Annotated in this window: 9 protein-coding genes and 1 pseudogene; 5 read left to right on the forward strand and 5 right to left on the reverse strand. The window is 73.1% G+C overall.

Features of this window, described 5'->3' with window-relative positions; genetic code table 11:
* Positions 1 to 49: 49 nt before the first annotated feature.
* From IEZ12_RS04920 to IEZ12_RS04930, 3 genes are all read right to left on the reverse strand, one after another.
* A complete protein-coding gene (locus tag IEZ12_RS04920; protein WP_189270985.1) occupies positions 50 to 1,630 on the reverse strand; it encodes an MFS transporter in 1,581 nt (526 codons plus the stop codon).
* A gap of 87 nt (positions 1,631 to 1,717) precedes the next feature.
* The gene (locus IEZ12_RS04925) at positions 1,718 to 3,430 is read right to left on the reverse strand and encodes a DUF885 domain-containing protein (protein ID WP_189270986.1); all 1,713 of its coding nucleotides are present in this window, start codon (positions 3,428 to 3,430) and stop codon (positions 1,718 to 1,720) included.
* Positions 3,431 to 3,486: 56 nt separating this feature from the next.
* Positions 3,487 to 4,137 (reverse strand): rhomboid-like protein, encoded by a 651-nt coding sequence (locus tag IEZ12_RS04930; RefSeq protein WP_189270987.1) that lies wholly within the window; start codon positions 4,135 to 4,137, stop codon positions 3,487 to 3,489.
* 128 nt (positions 4,138 to 4,265) lie between these two features.
* Here IEZ12_RS04930 and IEZ12_RS04935 point away from each other — a divergent pair, with 128 nt between their 5' ends.
* Complete coding sequence (locus IEZ12_RS04935; RefSeq protein ID WP_189270988.1) at positions 4,266 to 5,000, forward strand: TetR/AcrR family transcriptional regulator; 735 nt, start codon at positions 4,266 to 4,268, stop codon at positions 4,998 to 5,000.
* Positions 5,001 to 5,033: 33 nt separating this feature from the next.
* Here the strand turns inward: IEZ12_RS04935 and IEZ12_RS04940 are convergent, their stop codons facing one another.
* Together IEZ12_RS04940 and IEZ12_RS04945 are read right to left on the reverse strand one after the other, a co-directional pair.
* The gene (locus IEZ12_RS04940; RefSeq protein WP_189270989.1) at positions 5,034 to 6,140 is read right to left on the reverse strand and encodes a DUF6745 domain-containing protein; all 1,107 of its coding nucleotides are present in this window, start codon (positions 6,138 to 6,140) and stop codon (positions 5,034 to 5,036) included.
* 36 nt (positions 6,141 to 6,176) lie between these two features.
* Positions 6,177 to 6,503, reverse strand: a complete 327-nt coding sequence (locus IEZ12_RS04945; RefSeq protein WP_189270990.1) for a DUF8820 family protein — start codon at positions 6,501 to 6,503, stop codon at positions 6,177 to 6,179.
* 164 nt (positions 6,504 to 6,667) lie between these two features.
* Here IEZ12_RS04945 and IEZ12_RS04950 point away from each other — a divergent pair, with 164 nt between their 5' ends.
* The 4 genes and pseudogenes from IEZ12_RS04950 to IEZ12_RS37705 form a co-directional block, all read left to right on the forward strand.
* Complete coding sequence (locus IEZ12_RS04950; protein ID WP_189270991.1) at positions 6,668 to 7,618, forward strand: STM4015 family protein; 951 nt, start codon at positions 6,668 to 6,670, stop codon at positions 7,616 to 7,618.
* A gap of 14 nt (positions 7,619 to 7,632) precedes the next feature.
* A complete protein-coding gene (locus tag IEZ12_RS04955; RefSeq protein ID WP_189270992.1) occupies positions 7,633 to 8,802 on the forward strand; it encodes an STM4014 family protein in 1,170 nt (389 codons plus the stop codon).
* A gap of 37 nt (positions 8,803 to 8,839) precedes the next feature.
* Positions 8,840 to 9,661 carry an STM4013/SEN3800 family hydrolase gene (locus tag IEZ12_RS04960; RefSeq protein WP_189271117.1) on the forward strand — a complete coding sequence of 274 codons (822 nt, stop codon included), beginning with the start codon at positions 8,840 to 8,842 and terminating at the stop codon, positions 9,659 to 9,661.
* A pseudogene (locus tag IEZ12_RS37705) lies at positions 9,658 to 9,901 on the forward strand (STM4012 family radical SAM protein); the annotation flags it as partial. The gene IEZ12_RS04960 and the pseudogene IEZ12_RS37705, both read left to right, overlap by 4 nt.

Below are 9,901 nucleotides of genomic sequence, written 5' to 3' on the forward strand. Positions count from 1 at the left end.
TCTCATGCCGGGGGGCGGACGCGGGGACGGCGGCACCGCGCCGATCGGGTCATGCCACCGCTCTGGCCTCGCTCCGGTCGGCCCGGCCCTTGGCCTCGCCCGGGGCGGGGCGGTGGGTGATCATCACGAACGCGACCACGGCGGCCAGCAGCAGGATGCCCATCGCGACGGCGGTGGCGACCGCGTAGCCGTGCACCGCGCCCTGGGCCTGGACCAGTGGGTCGGTCGGGTTGCGGGTGGCCAGATACGTGGCGGTGACGCTGGCGGCGATGGTGTTGAGCAGCGCGGTGCCGATCGAACCGCCGACCTGCTGGGCGCTGTTGATGATGGCGGAGGCGGCGCCGGTCTCCTCCGGGGCGACGCCGAGGGTGGACAGGTTGATGGCGGGCATGAAGACCAGCCCGAGGCCGATGCCGAGCAGCAGTTCGGCGGGCAGCACCAGGCCGAGGTACGGGCTGTCCACCCGGAGCTGGGTGAGCCAGGCCATGCCGCCCGCGCCGATCAGCAGTCCGGGGACGATCAGGGCGCGGGTGGGGATGCGGGTCATCAGGCGGGAGCCGATGCCGGCCGAGCTGAGGATGATCGCACCGGTCATCGGCAGGAACGAGACGCCGGCCCGGATCGGCGAGTAGCCCTTGACGACCTGCATGTAGTACGTCAGGAACAGGAACAGCCCGTACATGGCGATCACGGCGAGGCCGACCGAGAGCGCGCTGCCGGCCCGGTTGCGGTCGCGGATCAGGTGCATCGGCAGCAGCGCGTGCGGGGTGCGCCGCTCGACCAGGGCGAACACGGCGAGCAGGGCGACGCCGACGCAGAGCGCGGTGAGCACCAGCCAGTCGCCCCAGCCGCGGTCGACGGCCTCGGAGGTGCCGTAGACGATCAGCAGCAGTCCGCCGCAGCCGAGCACCGCGCCGGGCAGGTCCAGCCGGACCCGGTGGGAGCGGTCGATGTGGTCGCGGCGCAGCAGGTAGTAGGCGGCGAGCGCGGTGGCCGCGGCGATCGGGCCGTTGACGTACAGGCACCAGCGCCAGCTGAGGTACTCGGTGAGCAGGCCGCCGGTGATCAGGCCGATCGCCGCACCGCCGCCGGCCAGGGCGCCGAAGACGCCGAACGCGGTGGCCCTCTCGCGCACGTCGCGGAAGGTGATCGACAGCAGGGACAGCGCGGACGGGGCGAGCAGCGCACCGAAGCTGCCCTGCAGGGCGCGGGCCGCGAACAGCATGCCGCCGCTGACGGCGAAGCCGCCGAGGCAGGACGCCGCGGCGAAGCCGAGCAGGCCGATGATGAAGGTGCGTTTGCGTCCGAAGAGGTCGCCGATCCGGCCGCCGAGCAGCAGCAGGCCGCCGAAGGCCAGCGTGTAGGCGGTGATCACCCACTGCCGGTTGGCGTTGGAGATGCCCAGGTCGTGCTGCGCGGACGGGAGGGCGATGTTCACGATCGTCGCGTCCAGGACGATCATCAGCTGGGCGATGGCGATGACCGCCAGGGCCCACCAGCGGCGCGGATCGGCCTGCTGGGTGTCGGGGGCGTGCTGGGAGGTCACCGGAGGACCGCCTTCCGCCGAATCGGGAATGGGCCTGGGGCGCGCGCACGGCGCTCTCTCCAGCCAAACGCTCGATCCGATCATCGGCAAGGCGGTCTGTGTTCTTTTGTCACGATTTGGGACGAGGACCCGGGTGCCCGGCCGCATCGGCCACCCGGGACACTCCCTCGGTTACAGCGCGCTCAGCTCCGTCACCAGGTCGTCCAGGCCCAGCGAGCCCTGCGACAGCGCCGCCATGTGCCACGCCTTCAGGTCGAACTCCTCGCCGCGCGCCGCGGCCGCCGCCCGGGCCGCGGACCGGCCGCTCAGCCAGGCCCGCTCGCCGAGCTTGTAGCCGATCGCCTGGCCGGGCAGGCCCAGGTAGCGGACCAGCTCGCTGTCCAGGAACTCGGCGGACAGGCCGCAGTACGCGCCGAAGAACTCGCGGGCGCGCTCCGGCAGCATCGGCTCGCCGGCGGCGAACGGCGAGTCGGCAGGGAAGTCCAGCTCGGCGTGCATGCCGATGTCCACGATCACCCGCAGCGCCCGCATCATCTGCGCGTTCAGGTAGCCCAGGCGGTGGCCCGGGTCGGTGAGGTAGCCCAGCTCGTCCATCAGGCGCTCGGCGTACAGCGCCCAGCCCTCCATGTTGGCGCTGACGCCGCCCAGGGTGACCTGGTAGGTGGAGAGCCGGTCCGCCATGTACGTCCACTGCGCGAGCTGCAGGTGGTGGCCGGGAACGCCCTCGTGGTACCAGGTGGAGACCAGGTCCCACTCCGGGAACGCCTCCCGGCCCAGGGTGGGCAGCCAGGTCCGGCCGGGACGGGAGAAGTCCAGCGACGGCTGGGTGTAGTACGGGGCGGCGGCGCTGCCGGGCGGGGCGATCCGCGACTCCACCTTCAGCAGCGGGTCGGCCAGGTCGAAGTGCACGCCCTGCAGGTCGTTGATCGCCCGGTCCATCAGGCCCTGCAGGTACTCCTGCACCTCCTGCTCGCCGCGGATCGCCGGACCGTCGGTCTCCAGCCACTTCATCGCCTGCATCGGGGTGGCTCCGGGACGCACCTTCTCCGCCTCGACCCGCATCTGCGCGTCCAGGTCGTGGAACTGCTCCCACGCCCAGCGGTACGCCTCGTCCAGGTCCAGGTCGGCGCCGGTCCAGTACCGCACCCAGCGGGTGTAGCGCTCGCGGCCCACCGCGTCGGGGGTGCCCTGGGTGGCCGGGCCGTACACGTCGCGCATCCAGTCGCGCAGCTCGGCGAGCGACCCGGTGGCCGCGACCGCGGTGGCGGTCAGCTGCTCCCGCAGGTGCTCGGGCGCGGGGGCGACCAGGTCGCCGAACCAACCGCCGGGCCGCTCGGACTCGATCCACTCGCCGAACTGGCCGACCACGGTGTCCACCTGGCGCGGCGCCGAGAACAGGCCGCGACGCAGCCCCTCCTCCAGGGTCTGCCGGTACTGGGCCATCGCCTCCGGGAAGCGGGCCAGCCGGCGCTCCAGCCGCTGCCAGTCCTGGTCGGTGTCGGTGGGCAGCAGGGTGAACATCTCGCGGGTGTTGTGCACCGGCGAGCCCAGGTTGCGGACCGTCCGGAGTTCCTCGCCCGCGTCGTGCACCGCGAGCTCCGCGGTCAGCCGCTCGCGCAGCAGTCGGGCGCAGCGGCGCTCCGCCTCGTCCTCGACCGGGCCGGACGCCTCCAGCGCGTCCAGTTCGGCGAGGGTGCGGCGGGCCAGGTCGGCGAGGGCGCCGGTGCCCGCCGGGGACAGGTCGGTCAGCCGGTCGTCGTCCGGGTTGAGGCCGAGGTAGACCGCGGTCAGCGGGTCGAGGTCGGCGAGGGCGTGGACATGGGAGTCGGCGATGCGGCGCGGGGTGGGGCCGCCGATGTGACGTTCGTTCAGTTCATGAGCCATCCGGCCATCCTGTCGCAGCGCCAGGCGAATTCAACCCCAATCTGAAAGTGACCCCGTCAACTGTGTCCAGCTCGCAATCGGCGCAGCGTGCGCCCCGGGTCCCAGACCGGCCGGCCGCGGGTGATCGGACGGAACGCCAGGCCGATCAGCACCGCGCAGAAGTGCCCCAGATCGGTGAACGTGCGCGAGGTGAACAGCGCCACCAGGTAGAACACCACCAGCCCGCACCCGTACACCCACCGCCAGACGCCCGCCAGGCCCCACGTCAGCACGCCCTCCACACCGGCCAGCGCGTACGACACCCCGACGTCCACGGTGCGCGCCATCCTCATCGGCAGCACCTGGTGGTGCACGCCCCAGGCCACCACCCCCTGGCTGATGAACGTCGCCAGCACGTGCGCGGTCAGCGCCACCGTCAGCCAGCGCCCGGTGCCGAGCCAGCGCTCGGCCGGGACGTGGAAGAGGTGGAACATCACGAAGTAGAACAGGAAGTTCGCCTGCTCGGTCCAGATCAAGCTGGCCAGCAGCGCGTGCACCGGATGCGCGTTCAGCTGGTCGATGTTGGTGGAGCGCTTCTGCAGGAAGAAGTGCAGCGCGGCCGGGTCCTTCCGGGCCACCACGAAGCTGGTGACCGCGAGCAGCAGCAGCCACACGTACGTCCCCGGCGACTTCCCGACCCACCGGCCGACCGCCCGTACCCACCGCACCGGCCGCTCCTCGTCGCACTCCGCCGACACCTGGTCACAGTCTGCGGTCGACGGCGGCCGTCGCTCGGCAGGGACCCGCCGGTCCTGCCCGCAGAGCGCGGACCCGCCCGGCGATTACCCTGACACCCATGGCAGCGACCCCCTCCCCCGCCGCGGCGGAGCGCCCCCGGCGCACCGGCTACCGCCGCCTGCCCGTCCAGCAGCGGCGCGAACAGCTGATCGCCGTCGCCCTCGAACTGTTCGCCGCCCGACCGCCCGAGGACGTCTCGCTCGACGACGTCGCGGAGGCCGCCGGCGCGTCCCGTCCGCTCGTCTACCGCTACTTCGCCGGCGGCAAGCAGCAGTTGTACGAAGCCGCTCTGCGCAGCGCCGCCTCCGAGCTCACCACCCGATTCACGGTCGCCACCTTCACCGGCACCCCCACCGAACAGCTCGGCGCGGTCCTCCACCGCTACTTCGACTTCGTCGACGAACACGCCGCCGGCTACGGCGCGCTGCTGCGCGGCGGCTCCGTCGTGGAGACCGCCCGCACCTCGGCGATCGTCGACGACGTCCGCCGCGCCGCGATTCGGCGCACCCTGCGCCACCTGGGCGTCCGCGAGGCCGGCCCCCGACTCACCCTGCTGGTCCGCTCCTGGATCTCCGTGGTGGAGGCCTCCGCGATCAGTTGGCTCGACGAGGGCCGCCAGATCCCGCTCGACTCCCTCTGCGCGTGGCTGGTCGACCAGTTCGTGGTGATGGCCGCGGCGACGGCCGTCCGCGACGACCAGACGGCGGAGGTCCTCCACCACTGGCTCCAACTGGAGACGGACGAGAGCCCTGCGGGGGTGCTCGTCTCCCGCCTTCGGGACATAGGCATGTAGGGAGCGCCCCTGTTTTCGCGCCCATCTGCTCTCCTACGTCTCCCGCTGGGGGCGGTACTCGTCCTCCTCGACCCCGAAGGTCCAGGCCACGCCCGCCCTCGCGGTGCGGATGTGCGGCGGGACGCGCAGGTAGTAGGTGCGGAAGGTGCCGTCCGGTTCGGCGGTGGAGTTGACCACCTCGACCATCACCACCGATTCGTCGTCCGGGAGTTGGATCCGCCACAAAACGCCGGTCGCGTCGCGGTGCAGCGGTTCCGCGCCGCTCTCCGCCAGGTACCTCTCGTAGCCGAAGTGCTCCAGCATGACGCGGCGCAGTTCGGCGTTCTCCTCGGTGCGGATGCGTTCCACGGTGAGGTCGGTCAGCCGGTCGAGGAAGTTCGCGGGGACGGGCATGCCGCGCCAGGCGTACAGCGCGAAGCCGTCGGCGTAGGCGAGTGCGGGGCCGTCGGCGCGGTCGAGGCGGCCGGCCTCGTCGCGGTGCAGGGCCACGGGGCGTTCGCTGAGCAGCACGGTGTTCTCGAACGGCCACCACCAGCCGGTCTGTCGGGCGACGCCGGCCAGCGCAGCGAGCGTCTCGTCGCCGGTGCCGGCGGTGTCGAAGGCCGCGAACCAGGCGGCGTCGTGCTGGCCGGCGACCGCGTCCAGCACGGTGAGGCGGACCTTGGCGCGGGTCTCGCCGGCGACCCGGCGGAGTTCCTTGTTCGCGGGGAGGCGGGACTCCTCCCACCCGAGCGGCTCGGGTTCGGGCGCGAAGTGGTCGAGCAGCGCGGCGCGGACCCGTTCGGCGGGCAGTGCGGCGGTGGCGGCGAGTTCGGCGCCGGTCGCGCCCCACAGTTCGGCCCAGCCGGTCGGGCCGAGCGCGGTGAACGCGGCGGTGCGGGCCCGTTCCCAGGCGGCGGTGCGCACCTGTTCGCGCACGGATCGGCCGAACTCCTCGCGGTGGTCGAGCAGTTCGGTGACGGCGGCGAGCGGCGAGGGGTACCAGCGGAACTCGGCGGGCTCGGCCAGCCCGGCGGCCCGGTAGGCGGTTCGGACGGCCTGTTCGGCGGTGGCCCGGTCGGCGGGACCGGTGGCGGCGGCGACCGCCCGCCAGTGCGCCACCGAGGCGTCGGCCGGACGGCCGGTCAGCTGCGTGCTCATCAGTTCTGTCCTCTGTCTCTTACGGGGCGGCCGGGCTCAGTCCGCGACGATCCGGACCGCGCCGGGCACGTACTCGCGCTGGCGGACCACTCGGAACCAGCCGGTGGGCAGGGCGATCGCCGCGTGCTCCTCGTGCACGACCTTGCCGCCCTCCGGCAGGTGCAGCCAGGCGCGGCCGAACGGGCCGGACTCGCGCAGCAGTTCGCCGGGGCCGACCACCGCGTGGGCGTGGCCGGTGACTTCGCCGAGGGCCAGCACCAGCCGGCCGCGGCCGTCCCGCGGCTGGCGCGGCAGGCGGGCCACCGCGGCCGGGACCGCGCCCTGCTCGACCGGCACGATCAGTACGTCTCCCTGGCGGTACACGGAGTCCTCCCGCGGTCGGGTCCGGCCGGGCGCCGGACGTCCCGACCGGAAAACTAGGCGGCCCCACCGACAACACCACGCCCGAACAATTCCCCGTGCGGGTGAACGTCGGGGGCGGCTGGTAGACAGGGTCCGGCCCCACGACGAGCAGCGAGGAGCGGCGCATGACCATCAATCAGCACATCGAGGAGTTCCACGGCCTTCCGGTCACCGACTTCCTCAAGGCCTCCGAGGAGGGGAAGTTTCCCGCGGCGGCGGCCACCGCCTGGAAGATCTGGGTGGACTGGGACGACGACACCACCTTCGCCGAGTACTGGGCGAAGTTCCTGGAGACCGTCGCGGTGGAGGAGGTCACCGCGGTGGTGATCGGCCGCTGGTTCTCCGAGGAGCCGGAGTCGCTGTCCGAGGCGCTGCCGGTGGTGCTCGCGTCCGCCGCCCGCTTCCCCGCGCTGCGGGCGCTGTTCATCGGCGACATCGTCATGGAGGAGTGCGAGATCTCCTGGATCCAGACCTGCGACATCACGCCGGTCCTGGAGACCTTCCCGCTGCTGGAGGAGCTGGTGATGCGCGGCGCCGGCGAGGACTACGACGGCAACGACCGGCTCTCCCTGAAGCCGCTGCGGCACGAGAAGCTGAAGGCGCTGCGCTTCGAGGCCGGCGGCCTGCCGGGCGTGGTGGTCCGCTCGGTCGCCGCCTGCGACTTCCCCGCGCTGGAGAAGCTGGAGCTGTGGCTCGGCGTCGACAACTACGGCGGCGACTGGACGATGGCGGACCTCGGCCCGTTCCTGTCCGGCGCCAACCTGCCCTCGCTGAGGTACCTGGGCCTGCAGAACGCCGAGCAGCAGGACCGGATCGCCGCCGAGATCGCCCACGCCCCGGTGGTTCCCCGACTGGCCGGACTGTCGCTGTCCATGGGCGCGCTCACCGACGAGGGTGCGGCGGCGCTGCTGGAGGGCCAGCCCCTCACCCACCTGAAGACGCTGGACCTGCACCACCACTACCTCACCGAGGGCATGCAGAAGCGCCTGCGGGACGCCCTGCCCGGCGTCGAGATCGACCTCTCCGACGCCGAGGACCCGAACGACAACTGGCGCTACGTCGCCGTCTCCGAGTAGCCGGAGGTCCTGCGTTGACGCCGCCACAGCTGGTCGTCCTGGGTTGCCCGGGCCACCGGAGAGTCACCCTGTTCGCCGCCGCGGCCCGCGCCGCGGGGCTGCCGGAGCCCGCCGTGCTGCCCTGGTCCGCGGTGCTGCGCGGGCGGTACGAGCTGCCGCCCGGCGCGGTGGTCCGGGTCGACTCGCCCGGTGAGGACCCGGAGGCCGACCGGCTGCTGCGCGGCGCCGCCCTGGGCGCGGGCTACGCCGCCACCCGGGTCGAGGGCGGCCCGGCCTGGTACGCGGGCGTGACCGCCGCCCTGCGCGAGCTGGCCGCCCGGCCCGGGGTGCGGCTGCTCGGCGACCCGGAGGAGACAGCGGTGATGTTCGACAAGCGCCGCACCCACGCGGCGCTGTCCGCCGCCGGGGTGCCGGTGCCCCGCGCGCTGCCCGGCGAACTCCCGCACTCCTTCGAGGAGTTGCGCGAACGGATGGCCTCCGCCGGAATGCGCCGGGCCTTCCTCAAACCGGTGCACGGCTCCTCCGCCTCGGGCGTGGTGGCCCTGGAGTTCGGCCCGCGCGGCCAGATCCAGGCCACCACCTCCGTGGAGGTCACCCCGGACGGGCTGCACAACTCGCTGACCGTCCGGCGCTACCGCGGCGCGACCGAGGTCGCCGCCCTGGTCGACCGGCTCACCCCGGAGGGCCTCCACGTCGAACAGTGGGTCCCCAAGTCCGGCCAGCACGGCCGCGCCGCGGACCTGCGCGTCCTGGTGGTCGGCGGCCGCGCCACCCACGTGGTGGTCCGCACCAGCCGCCACCCCATGACCAACCTCCACCTCGGCGGCGCCCGCGGCGAACTCCCGGCCGCCCGCGCCGCCGCCGGCGACACCTGGCCCACCCTGCTCGCCACCGCGGAAGCCGCCGCCGCCTGCTTCCCGCGCGCCCCCATGGTCGGCGTCGACCTCCTCCCCTCCTCCCACTGGCGCCGCACCCTGGTCGGCGAGGTCAACGCCTTCGGCGACCTGCTCCCCAACCTCCCCGGCCTGCCGGACGGCCCGGCCCCGGGCCTCGACACCTACGCGGCCCAACTGGCTTCGCCGAGCTACCTGAACGCCCTCCACCGGAGCACGGCGGCAGCCCACGCTCCGCACCCGCACGCAGCGGAAGGGCAGCCCCAGCCAGTCGACGCCCCGGCGGCGTAACCCCGAAGGAACCCCCGTGCACCACGACATACCGAACATGAACGAGATCGTCGGCACCCACGATCTCCTCCTCCTCACCCTCGACACCCTCCGCTTCGACGTCGCCGAGGAACTCCTCGCCGCCGGCCGCCTCCCCCACCTCGCCCGGGTGATCCCGAACGGCGCGTGGGAGCGCCGCCACTCCCCGGGCAGCTTCACGTACGCCGCCCACCAGGCGATCCTGGCCGGGTTCCTGCCCACGCCGGCCTCGCCCGACGGCCCGCACCCGCGCCTGTTCGCGGCGCGTTTCGCCGGCTCCGAGTCGACCGAGTCCCGCACCTGGGTGTTCGACGCGCCGGATCTGCCGACGGCGCTCGCCGCGGCCGGTTACCGCACGGTCTGCATCGGCGGCGTCGGTTTCTTCAACAAGCAGGGCCCGCTCGGCTCCGTCCTGCCCGGCCTGTTCCAGGAGAGCCACTGGGCACCGGAGTTGGGCGTCCCGTCGCCGACCTCCTTCGAGTCGCAGGTGGCGGTGGCCGAGCGGGTGGCCGCCGAGCAGCCGTCCGATCAGCCGCTGTTCCTGTTCGTCAACGTCTCGGCGCTGCACCAGCCGAACTGGTTCCACCTGCCGGGCGCGACCCGCGAGGACGGCGACTCCCGGGCCAGCCACGCCGCCGCGCTGGAGTACGTGGACGCGCATCTCGGGCGGCTGTTCGCGGCGATGTCCGCGCGTCGGCCGTGTTTCGCGATCGTCTGCTCGGACCACGGCACGGCGTACGGCGAGGACGGTTACACCGGTCACCGGATCGGCCACGAGGTGGTCTGGACGGTGCCGTACGCGCACTTCACCCTCCCGGCCACCTCCCAGGAACCCCGATGACGACGACCCCCGAGTCCCCGTACCAGTCGTACGTCTACGCGTACCCGCACAAGACGGCGTACCGCCCGCTGCCGGACCGCCCGACGCTGGCCGAGCTGTGGCGTGGCGAGAAGCAGGACGCCCTCTCGCTGTACCTGCACATCCCGTTCTGCGAGGTGCGCTGCGGCTTCTGCAACCTGTTCACCCGGATCGGCAGCCCGGAGGGCCTGACCACGGCGTACCTGGACGCGCTGGAGCGCC

It is taken from the genome of Kitasatospora griseola, from assembly GCF_014648555.1.
Classification (GTDB): Bacteria; Actinomycetota; Actinomycetes; order Streptomycetales; family Streptomycetaceae; genus Kitasatospora; species Kitasatospora griseola.